The organism is Sphaerisporangium aureirubrum, assembly GCF_042658925.1.
Lineage (GTDB): Bacteria > Actinomycetota > Actinomycetes > Streptosporangiales > Streptosporangiaceae > Sphaerisporangium > Sphaerisporangium aureirubrum.
In genome coordinates this window covers 1-25,184 of sequence record NZ_JBHSRF010000002.1, presented here as the reverse complement: position 1 = coordinate 25,184, position 25,184 = coordinate 1, and the positions used below count along the sequence as shown (strand labels likewise).

Genomic DNA, 25,184 nt, shown 5'->3' with positions numbered 1-25,184 from the left:
GTGGGAGGGCTTCGGAGATGTCCAAGGGCGGCGTCGCCGTCGCGGCGGCGGTCATCGTCGCCGCTGCCGTCGTCGCCGTCGCCGTGCTGGTCTCGGGGCGCGGCGAGGGGCGCGGTGACGCCTCGCCCGGCCCGGCGACGGTCACCTTCACCCCTGTCGCCGACACCTACGTGGACAAGCGCACCCCCGCCACCAACTACGGGACCAGCCCGCTTCTCGGCGCGGACGGCTCGCCGGTCAAGCGCATGTTCCTGCGGTTCGGTGTCTCGGGGCTGACCGGCACGGTGAGCTCGGCCAGGCTGCGGGTGCACACCGGCGACGTGCCCGGGTCCGGGAGCGACGACGGCGGGACGTTCCGGTCGACGAGCGACCACACGTGGTCCGAGACCGGGGTGACCTGGAGGAACCAGCCGGCCCTCGACGGCGCCGCGCTCGGCTCGATCGGCGCGGTGAGGCGCGGCGAGTGGTACGAGATCGACGTCACCTCCTACGTGCGGGGCGACGGCGCCTTCGGCTTCGGCGTGACCTCGGCGAGCGGGAACGGCGTGGACTACGACTCCCGGGAGAGCGGGGCCACCGCGCCGCAGCTGGTGGTCACGACCGGCGGCCCCTCCGGCACGCCCGCCCCCACGCCGTCCACGGACGACCCGGTGCTGGTCGGCGCGGGTGACATCGCGACCTCGGGCAGCGGCGACGGCGCCACCGCGAAGCTGCTGGACGACATCCCCGGCACGGTGTTCACCACCGGCGACGACGCCTACCCGGACGGCTCGGCGGACGACTTCGCCGACTTCTACGCCCCCACGTGGGGCCGTCACAAGGCGCGCACCCGGCCGGTGCCCGGCAACCACGAGTACCGGACCACCGGCGCCGCGGGCTACTTCGGATACTTCGGCCCGGCCGCGGGCGAACCCGGCAAGGGCTACTACTCGTACGACCTCGGCGACTGGCACGTGGTGGCGCTGAACTCCAACTGCTCGGAGGTGGGCGGCTGCGACGCGGGCTCGCCCCAGGAGCAGTGGCTGCGCTCGGACCTCGCGGCCTCCGCCAAGCCGTGCACCATCGCGTACTGGCACCACCCCCGGTTCACCTCCGGCGCCAACCACGCGCCGGACCGATCGGTCGGGCCGTTGGTGCGGGCGCTTTACGACAACGACGCCGAGGTGGTCGTCACCGGCCACAACCACCAGTACGAGCGGTTCGCCCCGATGAACCCCAGAGGCGGGCTGGACGAGGCGCGCGGCATCCGGCACTTCGTGGTCGGCACGGGCGGGGCCACGTTCTACGGCTTCGGCACCATCCAGCCCAACAGCGAGGTGCGCGACAGCGACACCTTCGGCGTGCTGAAACTCACCCTGCACCCCGGCTCCTACACCTGGGAGTTCGTCCCGCAGGCGGGCAAGACGTTCACCGACGACGGGACGACGTCCTGTCACTGAGAGCCGGACGGGGGGCGGCGTGACGAACGGGCCGAGCCTCCGCGCACGGGTGGCGATCGTCGTGTGCGCGGCCGTGCTGCTCGCCGCGGCGGCCACCGGTTACGTCCTGCGGGCCGGATCCCGGGGGCCGGGGCCGGTCGCGGCGGCGGGCGACGCCGGGGCCGGGCCGTCCTGGACCGGGGACGGCCGGGTGTGGGTGCTCAGCAACGGGGTGCTCTCCAGCGTGGCGGCGCGCGACCCGGCGGGGCCGCGCGTGATCAGCGGGCGGCGGTGCGACCGGGCGCACGCCGCGCACGGCACCGTGGCGTGCCTGCTGCCGGTGGACGCGCTGCGCCGTACCCGGCTGGACGTGCTGAGCCGGGGCCCGCGGGGGCGGCGGTCGGTGCCGCTGACCGGGTTCCCCAACCGGCTGCGCGTGTCGGACAGCGGCCGGATGGTCGCCTGGACCCTGTTCGTCGGCGGCCACTCCTACGCGGCCGGCGGGTTCTCCACCAGCGCCGGGATCCTGGACACGCGCACGGGGGAGACGGTGAGGTCGCTGGAGGAGTTCGCGGTCACCCTCGGCGGGCGGCCGTACCGGTCGGCGGACGTCAACGTGTGGGGGGTCACCTTCACCCGGGACGACAATCGCTTCTACGCCACCCTGTCCACCGGCGGGCGGCGTTACCTGGTCGAGGGCGACTTCTCGGCGCGGACGCTGCGCACCGTCGCGGACGGGGTGGAGTGCCCCTCGCTGTCCCCGGACGGCACCCGGGTCGCGTTCAAGGCCGCGGCCGGGGGTGACCCGGCGCGGGGCTGGCGGCTGTCGGTGCTCGACCTCGCGACGCGCGAGGTGGTCGCGTCCGCCGAGGCCCGCAGCGTCGACGACCAGGCGATATGGCTGGACGACCGCACCCTCGCCTACGGCCTGCAGCGCAGCGACGGCGTCAACGACGTGTGGACCGTCCCCGCCGACGGCACCGGCCGGCCCCGCGTGCTGGTCCCGCAGGCGAATTCCCCGGCCCTCGACGCCGAGGCCGGCCCGCCTGGGTGAGAACCGTCGGTCGACGCCGCGCGGGAGGTGGGGCCGGGGGCGTGGGGGGACGGGCCATGGGGGGCGGAGGAAGAGTGTGGGCCGGGAATATGTCGGGGGTGTTAACGGCGACCTACGGTGATCGGAACGGGATGGTGAGCCAGGTCACAAAAGGAGCATGCCATGGCTGTCCTTCGTCCTCGTCCCCTCCGCCCCCCGAGTGCCCTCCACCTCCGGCCCCCGCGTGCCCTCCATCTGCCGCTCGCCGTCGCGCTGCTGCTGGCGTCGCTGGTCGCGATCCTGCCGGGCGGCGCCGCGCGGGCGGCGTCGCTGACCCAGGTGGCCTCGTTCGGGACCAACCCGGGGAACCTCACGATGTACGCCTACCGGCCGGACGGGCTCGGCTCGGGGCGGCCACTGGTCGTGCTGCTGCACGGCTGCACCCAGAACGCCACCGGGTACTTCACCAACTCCGGCTGGCGCAAGTACGCCGACCAGTGGAACTTCGCCCTGGTGCTGGCGCAGACCAGTAGCGCCAACAACTCCTCCAGCTGCTTCAACTGGTTCCAGACGGGCGACACCGCGCGCGGGCAGGGGGAGGCGGCCTCGGTGCGGTCGATGGTGGCCCACGCCGTCGCGAACTTCGGCACCGACCCGGCACGGGTGTACGTGAGCGGCCTGTCGGCGGGCGGCGCGATGTCCGCGGTGATGCTCGCCACCTACCCCGACGTGTTCGCGGCGGGTTCCGTCGGCGCCGGGCTGGCGTACCGGTGCGCGACAAGCCTCACCCAGGCGTCCTCGTGCCAGTACGGCGCGACGAACAAGACCCCGCAGCAGTGGGGCGACCTGGTGCGCGGCGCGTATCCCGGCTATTCGGGCCCGTACCCCAGGGTCGCCCTGTGGCAGGGCTCGGCCGACTACACCGTCACCCCGGTCAACGCCACTCAGCTACGCGACCAGTGGACCAACGTGCGCGGCGTGTCCCAGACGGCCACCTCGACCCAGACGCTGACCGGCGGGACGACCCTGCGGAAGTACGGCAACGACGACGTGCGCCTCTACGAGATCAGCGGCATGGGCCACGGCCTGCCGGTGGACCCCGGGAGCGCCGCCGACCAGTGCGGCAGCACGGCCGCCTACTTCCTGGACACCATCTGCTCCGCCTACCACGACGCCCGCTTCTTTGGCCTGGACGGCGGCACCCCTCCGCCCACCACGACCCCCACTCCCACTCCCACCGTCTCCCCGACCGTCCCCCCGGTCTGCGCCACGTCGAGCAACTACGCCCACACCACCGCCGGCCGCGCCTACCAGTCCGGCGGCTACACCTACGCCCTGGGCTCCGGCGACGCCATGGGCCTCTGGAACACCTTCACCACCCACACCCTGAAGCGAACCGCCCCCGACCACTGGGTCCTGGCCGACGGCCAGTGCTGATCCCGCACACCTGAAGTTGTCCCGCGTCCCCGCCACAAGTGACGCTCGTGAGAAGTGGCCGGGACGCGGGAGGCGCACCATGAGCCAGGCTCCGTTCGTAAAAGTCGTACACGGCAACCCCACCCCCGAGGAACTGGCCGCCCTGGTAGCCGTCCTCACCATGCTCGACACCCCACCCGACCCCGACCCGCACCCCCCCACCTCCACCTGGTCGGACCCCACCCACTCCACCCGCCGCCCCCTACCTTCCCCCGGCACCTGGCGCTCCAGCGGCTGGACGAGCTGACCCCAAGCCACCCGGCCCAGACGTGTTCCCATGCTTCGGTCGTGATGTGTTTCCGCCGTTCCGGTCGTGATGTGTTCCCGCGTCTCGGTCGTGGCGTGTTCCCGTGCCCTGGTCGTGACGTGTTCCCGCGCTTCGGTCGTGATGTGTTCCCGCGTCTCGGTCGTGGCGTGTTCCCGTGCCCTGGTCGTGACGTGTTCCCGCGTTCCGATCGTGATGTGTTCCCGCGTTCCGGTCGTGGCGTGTTCCCGTGCCCTGGTCGAGACGTGTTCCCGCACCGTTCATGGGCCACTTTTCCGGCGCCGACACGGTCGGATCCATGTACGGCGGTACCGGCGCCGCCTTACGGCGGGAAACCCGCGGTGGGTGCGGCGCCGGGGAAATGGTCCTCGCGAAGGACGCGCTTCGCTCGGAAGGGCGCAAGGGCTGTTCTTATGCGGGGGACACCCCCGCACCCCCGGGCCTGCCGGGCTCGTCGTTCTCGCCGCACCCCCGCGTCCCGGTCGCGACGTGTTCCCGCGCTCCGATCGCGACGTGTTCCGCGTCCCAGCCCAGAGGTGTTCCCGCGTCCCGACCTAAATGTGTCGCCGCGTCCCGGTCGAGAAGTCTCCCCGCGTTCCGGTGTTCCGCGCCGCCCATGGGTCGCTTCTCCGGCTCCCACACGGCCGGATCCATTTACGCCGATACGGGCGCCGCTTTGCGGCGGGAACCTCGCGGTGTGTGCGGCGCCGGGGAATGGTCCTCGCGGAGGGCGCGCTTCGCGCCGAAGGGCGCAAGGACTGTTCATGCGGGGACACCCCGCACCCCGGCCCTGCCGGGCTCGTCGTTCCCCGGCGCACCCCTGTTCCCCGGCCCAGACGTGTTCCCGTGCCATCCCTCGGTCGCTTCTCCGGCGCGGTGGGGGAGCCGTGGAGCCGGGGCGGGGTACGGGCCGGAGCGTGTCGTGATGGAGCAGGGTGAGCCCGGCAGGCTCCGGGGGTGCGGGGGTGTCCCCCGCATGAGAACAGCCCTTGCGCCTTCCGCGCGAAGCGCGTCCTTCGCGAGGACCATTTCACCGACGCCGCGCACACTGCGGGTTGCCCGCCGTATGACGGCGCCGGGTTCGCCGTACAACGACCCGCCGTCGCGGCGCCGGGGAGGACGGACCCCTCGGAACGGACGCGGGTGGGTGTCGCGCGTCGTGGGACGTGGGTGGGTGTCCGTGTTGTGGGACGTGGGTGGGTGTCCGTGTTGTGGGACGTGGGTGGGTGTCCGTGTTGTGGGACGTGGGTGGGTGTCCGTGTTGTGGGACGTGGATGGGTGTCCGTGGCGTGGGACGTGGATGGGTGTCCGTGGCGTGGGATGCGGTGGGTGTCGGTGGCGTGGGATGCGGTGGGTGTTCGTGGCGGGGGTGGGTAATCCGGCATAGCACCGCAATACGGGAGATGTGGGTTAACGATTCGGCATATGACCATGAAATGGTCCAGCTGGTGCCGTCGGGCCGGACTTCGGGCCGCCGTGATGCTGAGGAGGCCCTATTATGCCGACCCTGATCGGATCTTTGCGCAGGCTGTTGCTCACTCCGTCTTTGGCCGATGTGACTTTTGAGGTGCGGGGTTTTCCGGTCACTCCCTCGGATGCCACGCGGGGGCTTGAGGCGATTCCGCAGGCGGTCATCTGCGGGTTCGAATGGGGGATCGACGCGCGCAGCCAGTGGGAGGTCGAGCGGCGGCTGGAGCTGGTGGCTCCGGAGCACCGCGGGTTCGCCTACGAGGGCGCCACGATGGCGTTCACGGTCGTGGACGCCATGGGGGGTGGCCGCGGGCACCGTACCAAGGACCTGTTGCTCGGGCCGGGGCGTCCGCACATCTTCCTCACCTATATCGGCGTCGGTTTCGCGATGGCCCGCCTGCCCCGGCCGCTGTGGAAGAAGGTCATGCCGGACCTGACGGGGTCGGACTACTACCCGGTGATGACCTGGCTGGCCGTGGACGGGTTCGGGTTCGACCGCGCCTACTTCGACACCCGGCGCTACGTGGACGAGCAGCGGGTCCACGCGCCGTACCCGTGGGAGGGCTCGCCGGACTACTTCGCCCGTGCGGCCGACCAGGGTGTCGGGCGGGCGCTGTGGTTCATCCACGGCGGGAACGCCCCGGCCGTCGCCGCGGCGGTGCGGCGCTTCGCGAGTGACCGGCACGCCGACCTGTGGAGCGGCGCGGGACTGGCCGCGACGTTCGCGGGCGGCTCCACGCCGGACGGGCTGCAGGTGCTGCGCGAGGAGGCCGGTGAGTACCGGGCCGAGCTCGCCCAGGGGTCGGTGTTCGCCGCCAAGGCCCGTGACTACGCGGGCTACGTGCCCCGGCACACCGAGGCCGCGACCGCCGTCCTGACCGGCCTGACCGTCGCCGACGCGGTGGCGCTCGCCGACGCGACCGCGGTGGCGCCGCGGGACGCCGGCCGGGTGCCGGCGTACGAGCTGTGGCGCGGGAACATCCGCGGCCATTTCGCCACCGCCGCCGTCTCCTGATCCCGCGCGGCCGCCCGCGGGCGGCCCGATGATTTCGCGCGGCTGAAATCAATTGGGGACACGAGTTGATTTCCGCATGCCTGGAAACGCTCGTTCATTTATCTAGTGCGCACGTTCAAAGTGGCCCCAGAACGGGGTTCACGAGTAAATCTATATAAAGAAATCACCCCATAGGCAAGGGGCGAACCCCCGGGGGAGGAGAGGTACTTGACCAGCGTTCTGCGTTCATTGAGACGCCGTTTACTGACCCCAAACGTCTCGGAGACGAAGCTCGCGACCCGCGGTTTCCACGTGAAGAACGACGCGTCCCGAGAATTGCTGGAGACCGTCGGCGAGAGCTTTCTCACAGGTTTCGCGTACGCCGTGGAGGCCCGGACGCCCGTGGAGGCGGAGGAGCGGCTGGAGCAGGTCCCCCTGCAGTTCCGCGGGTTCGCCTACGAGGGCGCGGGCATGGGCTTCGGCATCCTCGACGCGATGCCCTTCGGCGGGCGCAAGGTCGCGGACTTCCTCGCCGGGCGGGGCGACGACCACATCTACATGGTGTACGTCGGGGTGGGCTGGGCGATGGCCCGCCTGCCCCGTTTCCTGTGGTCCAGGATGTACGCCCCCGACCCGTTGCTGAAGTGGCTCGCCCTGGACGGCTACGGCTTCCACCAGGCGTACTTCCGCACCGACCAGTACGTGCACGGGCAGTACCAGGAGTCCCGTTTCCCCTGGCCCGCCGAGGGACCCGCGTGGTACGCGAACCGGGCCCTGGACCAGGGGATCGGGCGGGCCATGTGGTTCGTCGGCGGCACCGACCCCGACCTGGTCGCCTCGATGATCGAGAAGTTCCCCGAGCCCCGGCGCGCCGATCTGTACGCCGGTGCGGGGCTGGCCGCCAGCTACGCGTGCGGCGCCGAGGAGGAGGAACTGCACCGGCTGCTCGAGCACGCCGGGCCGTACCGCTCCCAGCTGTTCCAGGGCTCGGTGTTCGCGGCCGAGGCCCGGCTGCGCGCCGGGCTCGTGGTGCCTCACACGCACGTCGCCACCCGCGTGTTCTGCGGCACGACGCCGGAGCAGGCGTCCCGGATCAGTCTCGACAACCGTCCCGACCAGCCGATCCAGGGTGATGTGCCTGCCTACGAGGTGTGGCGCCGGCGCATCGCCGACCAATTCGTCTCTCTTGGAGGTGTGAGCCAGTGACCGCGACAGTTGGCTGGCTGCGCAGGCAATTGCCGGGAATCGTCGCTCTCGTATTGATCACGAGCGTCTTCCTGATCGCCCGCCTGCCCACGTACTCGGCCGCGCAGACGGCGGGCGTCGCGAGCAAGTACGCGTTCTCGCCCATGTCCATCGCGCTGCCCAGCGGATACACGCAGAAGACGGTTCGCGAGGTCAACAAGGACTACACGCACATCGACGCGTGGATCTCCTCGGTCGGCGCGGCCATCGCGATGAACGACCTGGACGGCGACGGTCTCTCCAACGACCTGTGTCTCGTCGACACCAGGATCGACCAGGTCGTGATCACCCCGACCCCGGGCGCGGGCTCGAGCCGTTACGCGCCGTTCGCGCTGAACCCGGGCGCGCTGCCGATGAACTCGGTCATGGCGCCGATGGGCTGCGTCCCCGGCGACTTCAACGAGGACGGCCACCGCGACGTGCTGGTCTACCTGTGGGGCCGCACGCCGATCCTCTACCTGGCGAACCCGCTGGCGACCAAGCTGGACGCCTCCGCGTTCCAGGCGCGTGAGCTGGTGCCCGGCGCCAACTCCTCCGGCGCCACGTACATCGGCGCGCAGTGGAACACCAACGCCGCCACGGTCGCCGACTTCGACGGCGACGGCCACGACGACATCTTCATCGGCAACTACTTCGAGGACGGCCCCGTGCTGGACCCGAACGTCGCCGGCGGCGTGCACATGAACCACTCGATGTCGGACGCCAGCAACGGCGGCGAGGACTACTTCTTCCGCTGGACCGGCGCGACCTCGGGCTCGGTGACCTACCAGAAGCTCGACCACGTCCTGCCGAGGTACGCCTCCAAGGGCTGGGAGCTCGGCGCGGCGTCCAACGACCTCGACGGCGACCTGCTGCCCGAGCTGTACCTGGCCAACGACTTCGGCCCGGACCGCATGTTCTACAACCGCTCCACCCCCGGGACCATCAAGTTCTCCCCGGTGTACGGCGTGCGCACCCCGCTGATCCCCAAGTCCAAGTCGGTCGGCCACGACTCCTTCAAGGGCATGGGCCTGGACTTCGGCGACCTCAACGGCGACGGCGTCTACGACATGTTCGTCAGCAACATCACCACCTCGTTCGGCATCCAGGAGAGCAACCTCCAGTTCGAGTCCTCGGTGAAGACCCTCCCCGAGTTGCGCGCCCGGCTGCGCGCCGGCGAGGCGCCGTGGGAGGACAAGAGCGCTCCCGCGGGCACCGCGTGGTCCGGCTGGGGCTGGGATGTCAAGATCGAGGACTTCAACAACAGCGGCACCCCGGCCATCGCGCAGGCGACCGGCTTCGTCAAGGGCCAGACCGACCGGTGGCCGCAGCTCCAGGAGCTGGCCACGGCCAACGACCAGATGCTGCAGAACCCGTTCTGGTGGCCCAACGTCCGCGAGGGCGACGACATCGGCGGCAGCCAGACCCTGCACCTGTTCGCCAAGGGCCCCTCGGGCCGGTACGTCGACCTGGCGCCGAGCCTCGGCCTCGCCGTGCCGGTGCCGACCCGCGGCATCGCCACCGGTGACGCCGACGGCGACGGCCGCATCGACATGGCGGTGGCCCGTCAGTGGGACGCCCCGGTCTTCTACCAGAACACCAGCCCAGGCGCGGGTTCCTTCCTCGGCCTGAAGCTGACCAAGGCCAACGCCGCCGCCAAGGGCGCGGGCACGCCGGCCACCGGCGCGCAGGTCAAGGTGACGACCCCGGACGGGCGCGTCCACATCGGCCGCGTCGACGGCAGCAGCGGCCACTCCGGCCGGCGCAGCAGCGACGTGCACATCGGCCTCGGCGGCAACGTCACCGGCGCGGTGAAGGCCGAGATCTGCTGGCGCGACGCCACCGGCAAGGTCCACGCACAGGTTCTCCAGCTCACCCCGGGCTGGCATTCGCTCGAGCTCGGCCAGCAGGCCAAGGAGAAGTGATCGAGATGACGGACAAGAAGCCGAGCGCGCCGCCACGGCACGACCCGAAGGTCGTCATCGCGCTGCGCAACTTCGCGATCTCCATCAGCGTCTTCAACACCATCGGCTACATCTTCCTCGGGTTCGAGCAGCCCTGGCTGTGGCCGTTCATCGCCCTGGCCACCGGTTACTCCACCGAGATCGGTCTTGAGTGGATCGGCGCCCGGGTCGAGGGCCGCGCCCCGCGCTACTCGGGCAACGGCGTACGCGGGCTCATGGAGTTCCTCTACCCGGCGCACATCACCAGCCTCGCGATGAACATGCTGATCTACGTCAACGACCAGGTGCTCGTGATGATGTTCGGCGTGGTCGTGGCGGTCGGCGCCAAGTGGGTGCTGCGCGCCCCGGTGAAGGGCCGGATGCGGCACTTCATGAACCCGTCCAACTTCGGCATCGCCATCATCCTGCTCATCCTCCCGTGGGCGAGCATCGCGCCGCCGTATCACTTCACCGAGCACCCCGACGGCTGGGTGGACTGGCTGATCCCCGGCCTGATCATCGTCGGCGGCACCATGCTGAACGGCAAGCTGACAGGACGCATGCCACTGATCATGGGCTGGGTCGGCGTCTTCGCCCTCCAGTCGATCGTCCGTGGCATCCTGTTCGACACCTCGATCTCCGGCGCCCTCGCCACCATGACCGGCGTCGCGTTCGTGCTGTTCAGCAACTACATGGTCACCGACCCGGGCACCAGCCCGTCACGGCCGGCGAACCAGGTGCTGTTCGGCGGCGGCATCGCCGCGATGTACGGCTTGCTGATGGCGGTGCACATCCCCTACGGCCTGTTCTTCGCCACCGCCGGCGTCTGCGCCATCCGCGGTTGCTGGTTCTGGGGGCTCCACCTCGCCAACAAGGCCCGCGAGCAGCGTGAGGCCCAGGCCCTGCGCGCCGCCCAGGTCACCGTCGACCAGGCCCCCGCGGTCGCCGGGAAAGAGGTCGCGGCGGTATGACCAGGATCGCGATCGTCGGCATGGCGTGCCGCTACCCGGACGCGGCCTCGCCGAAAGAGCTGTGGGAGAACGCTCTCGCAGGCCGGCGCGCCTTCCGACGGCTGCCCGACGTGCGCATGCGGTCGGAAGACTACTGGGATCCCGATCCGGGGGCCCCGGACCGCTTCTACGCGCGCACCGCGGCCGTCATCGAAGGCTACGAGTTCGACCGGATCGGCTACAAGATCGCCGGCAGCACCTACCGCTCGACCGACCTCACCCACTGGCTCGCCCTCGACATGGCGGGGCGGGCCCTTGAGGACGCGGGCTTTCCCGGGGCGGAGGGCATGCCCCGGGAACGCACCGGAGTCGTGGTCGGCAACACGCTCACCGGGGAGTTCACCCGGGCGAACGTGATGCGCCTGCGCTGGCCGTACGTGCGGCGCACGGTCGGCGCGGCGCTCAAGGAGCAGGGCTGGGACGACGACCGGCTGTCCACGTTCCTCGCCGACCTGGAGGCGGGCTACAAGGCCCCCTTCCCGGCCATCGACGAGGACACCCTGGCCGGCGGCCTGTCCAACACCATCGCCGGCCGGATCTGCAACCACTTCGACCTCAACGGCGGCGGCTACACCGTCGACGGCGCGTGCTCCTCGTCGCTGCTGTCGGTCACCACCGCCTGCAAGGCGCTGATCGACGGCGACCTCGACGTGGCCATCGCGGGCGGGGTGGACCTGTCCATCGACCCGTTCGAGATCGTCGGCTTCGCCAAGACCGGCGCCCTGGCCAGGAGCGAGATGCGGCTGTACGACCGCAACTCCAACGGCTTCTGGCCGAGCGAAGGCTGCGGCATGGTCGTGCTGATGCGGGAGCCCGACGCCGTGGAGTCGCGGCGCCGGATCTACGCCAGCGTCGCCGGGTACGGCATCTCCTCCGACGGCAAGGGCGGCATCACCCGCCCCGAGGTCAGCGGTTACCAGCTCGCCCTCCGGCGCGCCTACGAGCGCGCCGGATTCGGCATGGACACCGTCGAGCTGTTCGAGGGGCACGGCACCGGCACCGCGGTCGGCGACCTCACCGAGCTGACCGCGCTGTCCCGCAGCCGCGCCGCGGCCGGCCCGGCCGACCGTCCGGCCGTGGTCACCTCCATCAAGGGAATGATCGGCCACGCCAAGGCGGCGGCCGGGGTGGCGGGGCTGATCAAGGCCGCCATGGCGGTGCACGAGCAGGTGCTGCCGCCCGCCATCGGGTGCGTCGAGCCGCACAAGGTGCTCACCGAGGACGGCGCGGCGCTGCGCGTGCTGCGCAACGCCGAGCCCTGGCCGTCCGGCGCGCCGGTGCGGGCGGGCATCACCGCGATGGGCTTCGGCGGCATCAACACCCACGTGGTCCTGGAGAAGAGCGGCGCGCGCCGCCGCACGCTGTCCACCCGCACCAGGCAGCTGGTGCGGGCGGTCCAGGACACCGAGCTGCTGGTCGCCGACGCGGCGTCCCCGCAGGCGCTGCGCGAACGGCTCACCGAGCTGGCCGCGTTCGCCGCCACCGTGTCCTACGCCCAGCTCGCCGACCTCGCGGCCACGCTGCAGTCCGAGCTGCGCGACCTGCCGTACCGGGCCGCCGTCGTGGTGTCCTCCCCGCAGGACGCCGAGCAGCAGCTCGCCAAGGTGCTCGCGGCGCTGGAGGCGGGCGAGACCCGCCTGTTCACGCCGGGCGGCCGCGCGTTCCTCGGCCACGCCGACGAGCCCGGCCGGGTCGGGTACCTGTTCCCCGGCCAGGGGTCGGGACGCGGCACCAGCGGCGGCGCGCTGCGCAGGCGCTTCGCCGAGGTCGAGGAGATCTACCAGGAGGCGGCGCTGCCGTCCACCGGAGACATGGTGGCGACCGCGGTGGCGCAGCCCCGCATCGTCACCGGGTCCATGGCGGGACTGCGGGCGCTGTCCGTCCTCGGGGTCGACGCGGACGTCGCGCTCGGCCACAGCCTCGGCGAGCTGTCGGCCCTGCAGTGGGCCGGAGCCATGGACGAGGCCACGCTGCTGCGGGTCGCCGCGCTGCGCGGCCGGGCCATGACCGAGCACAGCGACTCGGGCACCATGGCCGGGGTCCGGGCGGCGCCCGAGGTGGTCGCCGACCTGCTGATCGGCCTGCCCGTCGTGATCGCCGGGTACAACGGCCCGGACCAGACCGTGATCGCCGGGCCGGTGGACGCGGTCGAGGCCGCGGGACGCCGGGCCGCCGAGGCCGGGCTCACCTGCACGGCCCTGGCCGTGTCGCACGCCTTCCACTCGCCGCTGGTCGCCCCGGCGGCCGAGGAGTTCGGGCAGGCGCTGCTCGAGGAGGAGTTCGACCCGGTCGACCGGCGGGTCGTCTCCACCGTCACCGGGCAGGTGCTGACCCCCGGCACCGACATCCCGGCGCTGCTGCGGCGCCAGATCACCGACCCGGTGCTGTTCAGCCAGGCGGTGCAGCTCGCGGCCAAGGACATCGACCTGTTCGTCGAGGTCGGGCCCGGCCGGGTGCTGAGCGGGCTGGCCGCCTCGGTGTCCGACGTGCCCGCCGTGGCGCTGGACACCGACGACGAGTCGCTGGCCGGCCTGCTGCGGGTCGCGGCGGCGGCGTACGTCACCGGCGTCCCCGTGGAGCTGGAGGAGCTGTTCCACGGCAGGCTGATCCGGCCGCTGAAGGTGGGGACCGAGTTCTCGTTCTTCGCCAGCCCGGTCGAGCAGGCCCCGAAGGTGAAGATCGCCGCCGGTGCCCGCTCCGCTCCGGAGGCCGTCAGCCCCGTCTCCGTCCCGGCCGCGCCGTCCGGCGAGGAACCGGTGGGGGAGTCGAGCGTCGACCTGCTGCGCCGCCTCGCGGCGGAGCGGGCCGAACTCCCGCTGGAGATGGTGCGCGAGGACAGCAGGCCGCTGGACGAGCTGCACCTCAGCTCGGTCACCGTCATGCACATCATCGACCAGGCCACCCAGCGCCTCGGCGTGCCCGCCGCGCAGGCGCCGACCAACCTGGCCACCGCCAGCCTGCGCGAGCTCGGCGAGGCCCTGGACGAGCTGGCCAAGGGCGCCCAGTCGGGCGCGTCGGCGAGCACGACGGTGGCGGGCGCCGCTCCCTGGGCCCGGCCGTTCACCGTCGACCTGGACGAGGTGCGGCTCCCGGCGCGGACCTCGCCCCGCGAGGAGGGCCGCTGGCAGCTGTACGCGGCGGACTCCCCGTACGCCGAGGCGCTGCGTGAGGCGCTGGAGCGGGAGAACCTCGGCTCCGGCGTGCTGGTGTGCCTGCCGCCGGACTGCGCCGAGGAGCACCTGGCGCAGGCGCTGCTCGGCGCGCAGAAGGCGATCGGCGGTGCCCCGGGCACGAGGTTCGTGCTGGTCCAGCACGGGCACGGCGCGGCGGGGCTGGCCAAGACGCTGTCGCTGGAGGCGCCGTACCTGCGCGTCACCATCGTCCACCTGCCCGGCGCCGCCGACGCGGTGACGCGCGTGGTGGCCGAGGTCGCCGCGACCACCGGGTACGCCGAGGTGCACTACGACGCCGAGGGTGTGCGCCGGGTGCCGACCATGCGCGCCATGCCGGTCCGGGCGCCCGAGGTCGTGCAGCCGCTCGGCGGCGGGGACGTGCTGCTGGTCACCGGCGGCGGCAAGGGCATCACCGCCGAGTGCGCGCTGGCCGTGGCCGCCGACACCGGCGCCGCCCTGGCCGTGCTCGGGCGCTCCGACCCCGCGGGCGACCCGGAACTGTCGGGCAACCTGCGGCGGATGGCCGACGCGGGCGTCGCCGTGCACTACGCGCGGGCCGACGTCACCGACGCCGCCGCGGTGCGCCGCGCGGTCGCCGAGGTGGAGGCCGCCCTCGGGCCGGTCACCGCCGTGCTGCACGGCGCCGGGCGCAACGAGCCCGCCGGGCTCACCAGCCTGGACATGGCCGCGTTCCGGCGCACCTTCGCCCCCAAGGTCGACGGCCTGCGCAACGTGCTCGGCGCGGTCGACCAGAGTGCGCTGCGCCTGCTGGTCACGTTCGGCAGCATCATCGGCCGGGCCGGGCTGCACGGCGAGGCGCACTACGCCACCGCCAACGAATGGCTCGCCCACCTCACCGCCGAGACCGGCGAGCGCAATCCCGGCTGCCGCGTCATCTGCATGGAGTGGTCGGTCTGGTCGGACGTCGGCATGGGCGAACGGCTGTCGGTGGTCGACGGGCTCGCCCGCAAGGGCGTCACCCCGATCTCGCCCGAGCAGGGCGTCGCCATCATGCGGCGGCTGGTCGCCGACCCGGCGACCCCGCCGGTCGTGGTGATCAGCGGGCGCACCGAGGGCATCGACACCGTCCGCTACGACCTGCCCCCGCTGCCGCTGCGGCGGTTCGTGGACAGGCCGCTGATCCGCTACCACGGCGTGGAGCTCGTCACCGAGGTCGAGATGAACGCCGGGACCGACCTCTACCTGGCCGACCACCTGCTGGACGGCAACCTGCTGTTCCCCGCGGTGTTCGGCATGGAGGCCATGGCCCAGGCGGCCACCGCGGTCACCGGCCGGGACGTCGTGCCGGTCATCGAGGGCGCCGAGTTCCTGCGGCCGATCATCGTGCCCCCGGCGGGCAGCACCACCATCCGCGTCGCGGCCACCGTGACCGACGACGACACGGTGGCGGTCGCCATCCGCAGCGCGGAGACCGGGTACGACGTCGACCACTTCCGGGCCACGCTCACGCTCACCGGGGAGGGCGCGCCCGACGGCCCGCCCGACCAGGCGGGGGACGGGCTGCCGGCGGTGCCGATGGACCCGGCCACCGAGCTGTACGGCGACGTGCTGTTCCAGGGCGGGCGGTTCCACCGCCTGCGCCGCTACCACCGCGGCGCCGCCCGCCACGTCGACGCCGACGTGGCCGCGCTGGACGCCACGGACTGGTTCGCCGGGTACCTGCCCGGTGAGCTGCTGCTCGGCGACCCCGGCATGCGGGACGCGCTGATGCACGGCAACCAGGTCTGCGTGCCGGACGCCACGCTCCTCCCGGTCGGGATCGAGCGGGTGCACCCCGGCGGCGCGGCCCTGGCGGCGGCGGGCGAGCTGCGGTACTGCGCCACCGAGCGCAGCCGCGAGGGCGACACCTACTTCTACGACATCGCGGTGCGCACCCACGCGGGCGAGGTCGTGGAGCGGTGGGAGGGCCTGCGGCTCCAGGCGGTGCGCAAGAAGGACGGTCGCGGCCCCTGGCTCGCCCCGCTCCTCGGGTCGTACCTGGAGCGCACGCTGGAGGACCTCACCGGCACCCGGGTCGCGATCGCCGTGGAACCGCACGCCGGCGAGGGCTCCGGCGAGGGCCGCACGGCCGTCGCCGCGGGCCGCGCGCTCGGCGGACCGGCCGACATCCGGTTCGCGCCGGACGGACGGCCGTCGCTCGACGGCGGGCGGGCGGTGTCGGCGTCGCACGGCGCGGGCGTCACCCTGTGCGCCGTGGCGGCGGACGACGGCCCCGTGGGCTGCGACGTCACACCCGTGACGGCGCGGACCCCGGACGAGTGGGCCGGGCTGCTCGGGGAGCGCGCCGCGCTCGCGGAGCAGGTCGCCGCGCAGGCCGGCGAGGGGCCGGACACCGCGGGCGCCCGCGTGCTGGCCGCCGTCCGGTGCCTTTCGGCCGCGGGCCTCGACGAGGCGGTCCCGCTCACCCTCACCCCGGCCCGGCGGGACGCGTGGACGGTCCTCGCCGCGGGCGGCACCCGGATCGCGACGCTCGTCACGACCCTGCGGGACGCCCCGCACCCGGTGGTCTTCGCACTCCTCACCGAAGGGCGGTCCTAGTTCATGGCCGGCGGCACGAGCAACTACTTCGAGTACCAGCACACCGTGGGATTCGAAGAGACCAACATCGTGGGCAACGTCTACTACGTCAACTACCTGCGCTGGCAGGGACGTTGCCGCGAGATGTTCCTCAAGGAACGCGCCCCGCAGGTGCTCGACGAGCTTCAGGACGACCTGAAGCTGTTCACCCTGAAGGTCGACTGCGAGTTCTTCGCCGAGATCACGGCGTTCGACGAGCTGTCCATCAGGATGCGCCTGCTCGACCTGGCACAGACCCAGGTCGAGTTCAGCTTCGACTACGTGCGGCTGGACCCGGGCGACGGGGAGACCCTCGTCGCCCGCGGGCGTCAGCGCGTGGCCTGCATGCGCGGCCCCAACACCCGTACGGTCCCCGCCAGGGTTCCCGAGTCCCTGGTCACGGCCTTGGAACCGTACGCCGCGTAGGCGCGGATCCGGCGAAGCCCAGGAGGTAAGTGTGAAACTCAGCGACACCGTGCCCTTCCGCGAGGTGACGGACGTCAAGACCCTGCGGCGGGCGTTCGGGACGTTCGCCACCGGCGTCACCGTGGTGACCACCGGCGGCCCCAACCCGCACGCCATGACCGCCAACTCGTTCACCTCGGTCTCGCTGGATCCGCCGCTCGTGCTGATCTGCGTGGACCGGGGCGCGGTCATGCACCAGTGCCTGACCGCGGCCGGTTCGTTCGGGGTGTCGGTGCTCGCCGCGCACCAGGAACCGGTGGCCATGCACTTCGCCAACCGCTGGCGCACCCTCGGCGCGGCGCAGTTCGACGCCGTCGACTGGCTGCCCGGCGGCGCGACCGGCGTGCCGCTGCTGACCGGCACGCTGGCCAGCTTCGAGTGCGAGCTGTGGCGGACCTACGACGGCGGCGACCACACCATCTTCATCGGCAAGGTGCTGTCGCTGCACCAGCAGACCGACCAGGAGGCGCTGCTGGTGTTCAAGGGCCGGTTCCGGCAGGTCGGGCCGGACTGGAGCGAGGTGATCCCATGACGATCACCGGACAGCCGCCGGCCGCCGCGCCCGCGAAGGCCCGGCGCAAGGTGCCCCCCGGGCCGCCCCTGTGGGCCGGGCCCGCCCTGTTCCGCAAACTGGCGGGGGACCGGCTCGGGCTGATGTCGGTGGCCGCGTCGTACGGCGACGCGGCCCGGCTCACCATCGGGCCGAAGAAGCTGTACTTCTTCAACCACCCCGACCACGCCAAGCACGTGCTCGCCGACAACGCCGCCAACTACCACAAGGGCGTCGGCCTGGTGCAGGCCCGGCGCGCCATCGGTGACGGGCTGCTGACCAGCGAGGGCGAGCTGTGGCGCAAGCAGCGCCGCATGATCCAGCCGGTGTTCCAGAGCAAGCGGATCTCCCAGCAGGCCGGGGTCATCGCCGCCGAGGCCGCCAAGCTGGTGGACCGGCTGCGCGCCCACCAGGGCGGCGGGCCCGTCGACGTGGTCAACGAGATGACCGGGCTCAGCCTCGGCGTGCTCGGCCGCACCCTGCTGGACGCCGACCTCGGCGAGTTCGGCGCCATCGGGCACTCGTTCGAGGCCGTGCAGGACCAGGCGATGTTCGAGCTGGTGACGCTCAGCATGGTGCCGATGTGGGTGCCGCTGCCCAAGCAGCTGCGCTTCCGCCGGGCCCGCGCCGAGCTGCAGCGCGTCGTCGACCACCTGACGGCCGACCGGCTGGAGCGCACCGGTGTCGAGGGCGACGACGTGGTGTCCCGGCTCATCGTCTCCACCCGCGCGGAGGCCGACCAGCGCGTCGGACGCCTGCGGATGCGCGACGAGCTGGTCACGCTGCTGCTCGCCGGGCACGAGACGACGGCCAGCACGCTGTCGTGGACGTTCTCGCTGCTGGACCGGCACCCCGAGGTGCGCGAGCGGCTGCACGCGGAGGCGGTGGAGGTGCTCGGCGACCGGTTACCGGTCTACGAGGACCTGCACCGGCTGCGGTACACCGCGATGGTGGTCGAGGAGGTCATGCGCCTCTACCCGCCGGTGTGGATGCTGCCGCGCGAGGCCCAGGGCGACGACGAGATCGGCGGATACCACGTGCCGGCCGGGTCGGACGTCCTGATCAGCCCCTACACCCTGCACCGGCACCCGGCCTTCTGGGACGCGCCCGACGAGTTCGACCCCGACAGGTTCGACCCGGACCGGCCCGCGAACCGTCCCCGGTACGCGCACATCCCGTTCGGCGCGGGGCCGCGCTTCTGCGTCGGCAACCACCTCGGGATGATGGAGGCCACGTTCGTGATCGCCATGGTCGCCCGCGACCTGCGGCTGGCCAAGGTGCCCGGCTACAAGGTGGTCCCCGAGCCCATGTTGTCGCTGCGCATCCGCGGCGGGCTCCCGATGACCGTCCACCCCGCCGAGGGCGCCTCGTCCACGCGCGGGCGGCGGGTCGCGGGGCTGGCGGGCTGACCCCGGAACGACGCCACCGGGTCGCGGATATCCGCGACCCGGTTCAGGCGTGTCCGTAGTCCCGCGATCGCCCGGCCCCTTGTCAGCCCGCCGGCTGGACCGCGACGGTCAGCATGTCGCGCAGCGCCAGCAGCACCGGGGGATCGAACGGTCGCATCGGGCGCAGCTGGACGTTCGCCGGGCGGGTCACCGTGCCGGGGCGGATCGTGATCGGCCCGTGCCGGCCGACGCACAGGGCTTCGTCGCCGCCCGGCGCGTGGTTCATCGCGTCCTCCCGTCCCGCGGCCACCGACTGCGCGATCAGATGCCATTCCCCCTGCGGCACGTCCTCCAGAACATAGGGGCCCGGCCGGTGCAGGATCGTGTAGCGCACCGGGCGGCCCTCCAGGATGCGGTCGGGGAACAGTCCGGCGAACACCGGCTGGTCGGGCAGCGGCGAGCTGATGTCGCCGTGGACCGTCGAGGTGAAGCCGTTCCACCCCCCGTTCCGCGCGCCGTTCAGCGTCAGCTGCGGCATGACCCCTTCCAGCTGGCGGTACTTGGTCGGCGAGACGCCGACGCTGCTGGTGAACCGCGAGCTGAACGTGCCGACGCTCGAATAGCCCACTCTGTGGCTGATGTCGGTGACCGTGAGGGAGGTGGAGGCGAGAAGCCGTTTGGCCTCCTGGAGCCGCACCGCCGACAGGAAGCGGCCGGGCGAAAGCCCCGTGACACGCTGGAACACCCGCGAGAAGTGGAACTTGCTGAACATCGCCGTTCGTGCCATGTCGTTGATGGTGAGCTGTTCGCTGAGGTTCTCATGCATGCTTTTGACGACGCGCATGACGGCCTGTTCGAGTTCCTTCTCCATCGCTCCTCCCGCGCATCGGAGGTGAAACACGCCCGCTGGATCAACGGGGGGAAATGAATGAAATCCCGCCCGTCTTTGGTGTGAGATCCGGGGAAACACTCCCGACACGCCACATCAACAGCACGGGGCCGATGCCATCAGAATTGGCCGCCCCGCCCGTCATGGACAACCCCTATCCGCCCCCTGCCTGCTGATATGCGGCGCATCGCGCCTGAATGGGGGCTTGGTCATTACGGGAATCGACACCCGGATAGGCGAGTACCGGTTACCCCAGTGAAGGCCCGGAGGGCAACGCGGAAGATGCACCGGCATGACCGCGACCCGAGGATGAACGGGACACCAGCGGAGCTTCACGCGTGAGGAATACGGCCTATGCGGACCTCTGATGTAGAGCTGCGGACGATGACGCTAGAGGCGTTCGCGGACACGATCGTCCCCGGCGAGAAGCGTTCCCCGGACGACCGGGCCGTCGCGGGCGCGTCCACCGGCGGCGGGGCCGTCCAGGCGGGCGCCATCGAGTTGCTGGAGTGGGACGCGACCGGCCTCACCGAGGCCCTCGGCGACCTAGCCGCCGCGCTGGACGCCCACGCGCGGGCCCACGCCGCCGAGCGCGGCCTCCCCCTGGACGAGACGGTGCCGTCGTTCGTCGCCCTGGACTTCACGCAGCGCACCGACCTTGTGCGAAGGCTGACCACCCCCGGGCATCCCGAGAAGGAGCTTTGGGTAAGCCTCGCGCTGTTCAGCAACATGGCGTACGACTCGGCGGCGCACATGCACACCGCCGACGCGCTCGCCGCCGGGCATCCCGGCCTGCTGGCCATGGGCTTCGAGAAGCCCGGGGCGGACGGCCTGTGGCGCTTCCCGGAGTTCTCCTACGGCCGGGCACTCGCCGACCTGCATCCGGACACGACCCCCTCAGGGAGCCCCAAATGACCGGCATCGAACGCACCGACGTCCTCGTGGTCGGCAGCGGCTTCGGCGGTGCCATCGCGGCCTACCACCTCGCGGCCGGCGGCGCCAAGGTCGTCGTGCTGGAGCGCGGTCCCTGGCTGACCGGCGAGGACTTCGACCAGGACTTCAAGCTCGGCTCGTCCTACACCCGGGCGTTCGACTTCACCGTCGGCGACGGCATGAGCATCCTCGGCGGCAACTGCGTGGGCGGCGGCAGCGTCGTCTACTTCGCCGCGATGCCCCGCGCGCCGCGCTTCGTGTTCGAGCGCCACGGCAGCATCGGGCGGCGCATGTGGCCGTCCGCGATCAGCCGCGACACCCTGGACCCGTGGTACGACCGGGTGGCCGAGTCCATCCCGATCACCCAGCAGACCTGGAGCGACGTCCCCTACGCGGGCGGGCTGTGGGCCGCCGCGTGCCGCCACGCCGGCCGCACCGCCAACCCGGTCCCCGCGGCCATCGACACCTCCCAGTGCGTCAACTGCAACTGGATGATGGCCGGGTGCCGCTTCGACGCCAAGAAGTCGCTGCTGTTCACCTACCTGCCGGCCGCGCTGGCGCACGGCGCGCAGATCCGGCCCATGCACGAGGTGCAGTACATCGCGCGCAACGATGACGGCTCCTACCGCGTGCACTACGACATCATCGACGACGAGGACTACCGGATCAGGTCCGAGGGCGGCGCCATCGACGCCAAGATCATCGTGCTGGCGGCCGGCGCCGGCGCCACGCCCGTCATCCTGCAGCGCAGCGAGCCCGCGCTCGGCACCATGCCGCACGCCGTCGGCCGCTACTTCTCCGGCAACGGCGAGCGCCTCAACACCGCCATCCTCAACGAGGACAAGGTGCGCGAGGTGCTCGGCCTGGACCGCGGGAACGGGATGGCGTACGAGGCCAACCAGATCGGCAAGGGCCCCGTCGTGGCCAACTGGGACCGGCTGGACGGGTCGCTGCCGGAGTACGAGCGCTTCTCGCTGGAGCAGCTCTACTTCCCGCCGGGCCTCGGCACCATCCTCGCCCAGGTGCCCGGCGCGACCGAGCCGAGCTGGTTCGGGGTGGACAAGAAGGAGATGCTCGCCCGCTGGCGGTCCTGGCTGATCATCTTCCAGATGACCGAGGACGACAACGAGGGCGTCTTCGGGCCGCCGCCCGCGACCGGCAACGCCGACCGGCTCTCCCAGCAGATGCTCGGCGTCGGCCGCCTGCGGTACGACCCGACCCCGAACACCCTGCGAGGCTGGGCACTGGCCGACGCCGAGTGCAAGGACATCCTGGAGCGCGACGGGCTCGCCGAGGTCGCCGCGTGGACCAACGACGTGGTCGGCGCGTACACCGTGCACCCCCTGGCGTCCTGCCGCATCGGCGACGACCCGCACACCTCCGCGCTGGACGACCGGCACGAGGTGCGCGGCCACCCCGGCATCTTCGTCACCGACGGCTCCGCCGTGCCCGGCGCGCTCACCGTCAACCCCGCGATGACCATCTCCGCGCTCGCCGAGCGGGCCATCCCCGGCATCGTCCGGGCCGCCCAGGAACGCGGCGTGAACGTCACCTACGGGGCCCCGGCTCCGGACGGCTCCACCAGCGGCCGCCGCGGCGTGGCCGACCTGCTGCCCGTCCTGACGCGGAAGTAGGGGGCGGTCATGGGCGAGATGCTCACCAGGCTCACCCTGCCCGGGACCATGTCCCAGGTGCGGTACGTCACGCCGGTACGGCCGCGCGGCGCGCCCGAGCTCGTCACGCGGGTCTACGCGCAGGTCGCCGAGGACTTCGGCATGCTGGCCCCGCCCATGCTCCTGCACTCGCCCGCACCTGAGGCGCTCGCGGCGGCCTGGTGCGTGCTGCGCGAGTCGCTGCTCGCGCGCGGCCGCGCCGGGCGCGCGGCCAAGGAGGTCGTGGCCACCGCGGTCTCCGCGGGTAACACCTGCCCGTACTGCGTCGACGTCCACCAGGCCACCCTGTCCGGCCTGCTCGGCCCGGCCCGCGCGGTCGAGCTGGCCGACGACCCCGCGCTCCTCGGCGTCGACGAGTGGGCCTGGTCCCTCGGCACGCGGGACTCCGCCGCGCCCCTCGACCCGCCGGTCCCGGCGGAGCAGGCCGCGGAACTGGCCGGAGTGGCGGTCACCTTCCACTACCTGAACCGCATGGTGAACGTCTTCCTCGGCGACTCCCTGCTGCCGCCCCAGGTGCCCGCACGGGCTCGCGGCGGGCTCCTGCGGATGTTCGGGCTGGTCATGCGCCCGATGGCCCGCCGGGGCGCCGTGCCGGGCCGCTCGCTCGAGCTACTCCCGGCCGCGCCGCCCGCTGCGGACCTGGCTTTCGCGGACGGCGCGCCGCACGTCGCGGGCGCCTTCGCCAGGGCCGCGCACGCCATCGACGAGATCGGCCGCCGCTCGGTGCCGTCCCCGGTCCGCGCACTGGTGGCCGCCGAGCTGGCCGCCTGGGACGGCAGACCGCCGGGCCTCGGCCGGGGCTGGGCCGACGGCCCCGTGTCCGGCCTGCCGCCCGAGCACCGGGCGGCCGGGCGGCTGGCGCTGCTCACCGCGATGGCGTCCTACCAGGTGGACGCGGCCGTCGTCGACGCCTTCCGCGCCGGCGCGCCGCAGGACCGGGCACTGGTGGAGCTGACGTCGTGGGCGGCCATGGCGGCGGCCCGCGAGGTCGGCTCGTGGACGCGCGCCGTCGCGGCACGGGAGCCGCATTCCGCCTGACGCCTTTTCGTGAATGTTTTCCCTTTTCCGCGGCCAAACCCGTACAGCACACACGAAGTAGCCTCCGGGATTTGCCGCGATGCATTCTGGATGGGACCGCATTCATGGTGTCCATACCGAATCAGGTCCGTGGCCGGCTTTCCGGTTCGTCGCGGGTCGCGCCACACGACACTGGGCGCCCGACACCTCGTACCGACCGAATTCCCAGTGAGAGGACAGACGCGTGACCGACCTGGACGTAGTGCTCAGGGACCTGACCGCGGACGGCGAGCAGCTGGACCGCCTGGTGTCCGGGCTGACCCCCGAGCAGTGGCGCCTGCCCACCCCCGCGCCCGGCTGGACGATCCACGACCAGATCGCCCACCTGGCCTTCATCTACCGGCTCGCGCGCCTCGCGGCGGCCGAGCCCGAGACGTTCACCGCGCTGGCCAAGAGCGCCGAGAAGAACTTCAACGGCGCCGTCAACGCCGCGCTGGCGGACTACGCCTCCGACTCGCCCGAGACGCTGCTTGAGCGCTGGCGCGCCGAGCGGCGCGACGTGGTCACCGCGCTCGCCGCGGTGCCGGAGGGCCAGACCGTGCCGTGGCTGGTCAACCCGCTGCCGCCCATCATCCTGGCCTGCGCCGGCATCATGGAGCAGTTCGCGCACGGGCAGGACATCGCCGACGCCCTCGGCGTCGAGCTGGAGCGCGGCGACAGCCTCGCCCACCTCGTGATCTTCGCCGTGCTCACCAAGGACTTCGGCTACCTCTCGCGCGGCGAGACCCCGCCCGCCGGCGAGTTCCGCTTCGAGATCACCGGGCCGGCCGGCGAGCTGTGGGCGTACGGCCCCGAGAACGCCGACCAGCGGATCATCGGGCCCGCCACCGACTTCTGCCTGCTCGCCACCCGCCGCCGCCACCGCGACGACCTCGCGGTCACCGCCGTCGGCGCCGACGCCGACCACTGGCTCGACATCGCCCAGTGCTACCGCGGCCCCGCCGGCGCCGGCCGGGTGCCCGGCCAGTTCACCCCGGCGGCGGCCGCGTAGCCTGCGCCGGTGCAATTCCCTCTCTGCGGCCGGATCGTCGTTGGACGGCGATCCGGCCGTACGCCGTCCAGGGCGGTTTTCCCGCGACTTTCCACCCGGCCGCTGGCAGGAAACGGTAACGGGTCGGCATTTTGCTGCCCCCGTAATTCCTCGTCCCGCGGCCTCGGGCCGTGCACAGTTGGTGGTAGGAAACCGCTCGCACCCCGATCAGCCGAGAAAAGGTGAAAAGAATATGGTAATCGTGATGGCTCCGGACGCCACGCCGGCGGACATCCAGGCGGTCGTGTCCATGGTGGAGCTGGCGGGCGGTGAGGCGTTCGTCAGCCGTGGGGTCAGCCGGATCGTCATCGGGCTCGTCGGTGACATCGACCTGTTCGCCACGCTGAACCTCGGCGCGATGCGCGGGGTGGGCAGCGTCACCCGCATCTCCGCCAAGTACAAACTCGTCAGCCGCGAACACCACCCGGATCGTTCCGTCGTCGAGGTGGGCGGGGTGCCGATCGGCCCGCGCACCGTCACCTTGATCGCGGGTCCGTGTGCGGTGGAGACGCCGGACCAGACACTGGCGGCGGCGTTGATGGCCAAGGCCGCCGGCGCGACGCTGCTGCGCGGCGGGGCGTTCAAGCCCCGGACCT

17 protein-coding genes and 1 pseudogene are annotated in these 25,184 nt (G+C 72.1%); 17 read left to right on the top strand and 1 reads right to left on the bottom strand.

From position 1 onward, the window contains the following. Positions 1 to 17: 17 nt before the first annotated feature. From ACFP1K_RS01595 to ACFP1K_RS01540, 12 genes are all read left to right on the top strand, one after another. Entirely contained in the window at positions 18 to 1,439 is a 1,422-nt protein-coding gene (locus ACFP1K_RS01595; RefSeq protein ID WP_380746289.1) for a CBM96 family carbohydrate-binding protein, read from the top strand. A 19-nt stretch (positions 1,440 to 1,458) separates the two neighbouring features. Next, complete coding sequence (locus tag ACFP1K_RS01590; protein ID WP_380746287.1) at positions 1,459 to 2,472, top strand: TolB family protein; 1,014 nt, start codon at positions 1,459 to 1,461, stop codon at positions 2,470 to 2,472. A gap of 162 nt (positions 2,473 to 2,634) precedes the next feature. Beyond that, complete coding sequence (locus tag ACFP1K_RS01585) at positions 2,635 to 3,888, top strand: extracellular catalytic domain type 1 short-chain-length polyhydroxyalkanoate depolymerase (protein WP_380746285.1); 1,254 nt, start codon at positions 2,635 to 2,637, stop codon at positions 3,886 to 3,888. Between the two features lie 79 nt (positions 3,889 to 3,967). Beyond that, positions 3,968 to 4,174, top strand: a complete 207-nt coding sequence (locus tag ACFP1K_RS01580) for an acyl-CoA carboxylase subunit epsilon (RefSeq protein WP_380746283.1) — start codon at positions 3,968 to 3,970, stop codon at positions 4,172 to 4,174. Positions 4,175 to 5,690: 1,516 nt separating this feature from the next. Next, on the top strand, positions 5,691 to 6,677 hold the full coding sequence (locus ACFP1K_RS01575; protein ID WP_380746281.1) for a DUF1702 family protein: 987 nt from the start codon (positions 5,691 to 5,693) through the stop codon (positions 6,675 to 6,677). A gap of 207 nt (positions 6,678 to 6,884) precedes the next feature. Beyond that, a complete protein-coding gene (locus tag ACFP1K_RS01570; protein WP_380746279.1) occupies positions 6,885 to 7,862 on the top strand; it encodes a DUF1702 family protein in 978 nt (325 codons plus the stop codon). Beyond that, positions 7,859 to 9,805, top strand: a complete 1,947-nt coding sequence (locus tag ACFP1K_RS01565; RefSeq protein WP_380746277.1) for an FG-GAP repeat domain-containing protein — start codon at positions 7,859 to 7,861, stop codon at positions 9,803 to 9,805. Before ACFP1K_RS01570 ends, ACFP1K_RS01565 begins: the two co-directional genes overlap by 4 nt. A gap of 5 nt (positions 9,806 to 9,810) precedes the next feature. Then, the gene (locus tag ACFP1K_RS01560) at positions 9,811 to 10,794 is read left to right on the top strand and encodes an enediyne biosynthesis protein (protein ID WP_380746716.1); all 984 of its coding nucleotides are present in this window, start codon (positions 9,811 to 9,813) and stop codon (positions 10,792 to 10,794) included. Next, a complete protein-coding gene (locus ACFP1K_RS01555; protein ID WP_380746275.1) occupies positions 10,791 to 16,565 on the top strand; it encodes a type I polyketide synthase in 5,775 nt (1,924 codons plus the stop codon). The genes ACFP1K_RS01560 and ACFP1K_RS01555 overlap by 4 nt, the downstream gene beginning before the upstream one ends. A gap of 3 nt (positions 16,566 to 16,568) precedes the next feature. Then, complete coding sequence (locus ACFP1K_RS01550) at positions 16,569 to 17,009, top strand: acyl-CoA thioesterase (RefSeq protein WP_380746273.1); 441 nt, start codon at positions 16,569 to 16,571, stop codon at positions 17,007 to 17,009. 31 nt (positions 17,010 to 17,040) lie between these two features. Next, complete coding sequence (locus ACFP1K_RS01545; RefSeq protein WP_380746271.1) at positions 17,041 to 17,580, top strand: flavin reductase family protein; 540 nt, start codon at positions 17,041 to 17,043, stop codon at positions 17,578 to 17,580. Then, positions 17,577 to 19,007 (top strand): cytochrome P450, encoded by a 1,431-nt coding sequence (locus ACFP1K_RS01540; RefSeq protein WP_380746269.1) that lies wholly within the window; start codon positions 17,577 to 17,579, stop codon positions 19,005 to 19,007. The genes ACFP1K_RS01545 and ACFP1K_RS01540 overlap by 4 nt, the downstream gene beginning before the upstream one ends. Before the next feature lie 82 nt (positions 19,008 to 19,089). On the opposite strand, the gene ACFP1K_RS01535 is transcribed toward ACFP1K_RS01540, so the two are convergent. Continuing rightward, complete coding sequence (locus ACFP1K_RS01535) at positions 19,090 to 19,857, bottom strand: helix-turn-helix transcriptional regulator (protein ID WP_380746267.1); 768 nt, start codon at positions 19,855 to 19,857, stop codon at positions 19,090 to 19,092. Between the two features lie 372 nt (positions 19,858 to 20,229). On the opposite strand from ACFP1K_RS01535, the gene ACFP1K_RS01530 reads away from it, so the two are divergent. The 5 genes and pseudogenes from ACFP1K_RS01530 to ACFP1K_RS01510 form a co-directional block, all read left to right on the top strand. After that, the gene (locus ACFP1K_RS01530; RefSeq protein WP_380746265.1) at positions 20,230 to 20,790 is read left to right on the top strand and encodes a DUF5987 family protein; all 561 of its coding nucleotides are present in this window, start codon (positions 20,230 to 20,232) and stop codon (positions 20,788 to 20,790) included. Continuing rightward, entirely contained in the window at positions 20,787 to 22,442 is a 1,656-nt protein-coding gene (locus tag ACFP1K_RS01525) for a GMC family oxidoreductase N-terminal domain-containing protein (protein WP_380746263.1), read from the top strand. Before ACFP1K_RS01530 ends, ACFP1K_RS01525 begins: the two co-directional genes overlap by 4 nt. Before the next feature lie 9 nt (positions 22,443 to 22,451). Beyond that, positions 22,452 to 23,519, top strand: a complete 1,068-nt coding sequence (locus ACFP1K_RS01520) for a carboxymuconolactone decarboxylase family protein (RefSeq protein WP_380746261.1) — start codon at positions 22,452 to 22,454, stop codon at positions 23,517 to 23,519. 223 nt (positions 23,520 to 23,742) lie between these two features. After that, positions 23,743 to 24,549: a TIGR03084 family metal-binding protein gene (locus tag ACFP1K_RS01515; RefSeq protein WP_380746259.1), complete on the top strand. Its 807-nt coding sequence runs from the start codon at positions 23,743 to 23,745 to the stop codon at positions 24,547 to 24,549. A gap of 232 nt (positions 24,550 to 24,781) precedes the next feature. Beyond that, positions 24,782 to 25,184: pseudogene (locus ACFP1K_RS01510) on the top strand (3-deoxy-7-phosphoheptulonate synthase); the annotation flags it as partial.

Bases quoted from the DNA above. Each gene is read 5' to 3' on its own strand.
- ACFP1K_RS01580 (WP_380746283.1), top strand. From the start codon at position 3,968: ATGAGCCAGGCTCCGTTCGTAAAAGTCGTACACGGCAACCCCACCCCC.
- ACFP1K_RS01520 (WP_380746261.1), top strand. From the start codon at position 22,452: ATGGGCGAGATGCTCACCAGGCTCACCCTGCCCGGGACCATGTCCCAG.
- ACFP1K_RS01555 (WP_380746275.1), top strand. From the start codon at position 10,791: ATGACCAGGATCGCGATCGTCGGCATGGCGTGCCGCTACCCGGACGCG.
- ACFP1K_RS01595 (WP_380746289.1), top strand. From the start codon at position 18: ATGTCCAAGGGCGGCGTCGCCGTCGCGGCGGCGGTCATCGTCGCCGCT.
- ACFP1K_RS01550 (WP_380746273.1), top strand. From the start codon at position 16,569: ATGGCCGGCGGCACGAGCAACTACTTCGAGTACCAGCACACCGTGGGA.
- ACFP1K_RS01525 (WP_380746263.1), top strand. From the start codon at position 20,787: ATGACCGGCATCGAACGCACCGACGTCCTCGTGGTCGGCAGCGGCTTC.
- ACFP1K_RS01540 (WP_380746269.1), top strand. From the start codon at position 17,577: ATGACGATCACCGGACAGCCGCCGGCCGCCGCGCCCGCGAAGGCCCGG.
- ACFP1K_RS01535 (WP_380746267.1), bottom strand. From the start codon at position 19,857: ATGGAGAAGGAACTCGAACAGGCCGTCATGCGCGTCGTCAAAAGCATG.
- ACFP1K_RS01560 (WP_380746716.1), top strand. From the start codon at position 9,811: ATGACGGACAAGAAGCCGAGCGCGCCGCCACGGCACGACCCGAAGGTC.
- ACFP1K_RS01575 (WP_380746281.1), top strand. From the start codon at position 5,691: ATGCCGACCCTGATCGGATCTTTGCGCAGGCTGTTGCTCACTCCGTCT.
- ACFP1K_RS01530 (WP_380746265.1), top strand. From the start codon at position 20,230: ATGCGGACCTCTGATGTAGAGCTGCGGACGATGACGCTAGAGGCGTTC.
- ACFP1K_RS01585 (WP_380746285.1), top strand. From the start codon at position 2,635: ATGGCTGTCCTTCGTCCTCGTCCCCTCCGCCCCCCGAGTGCCCTCCAC.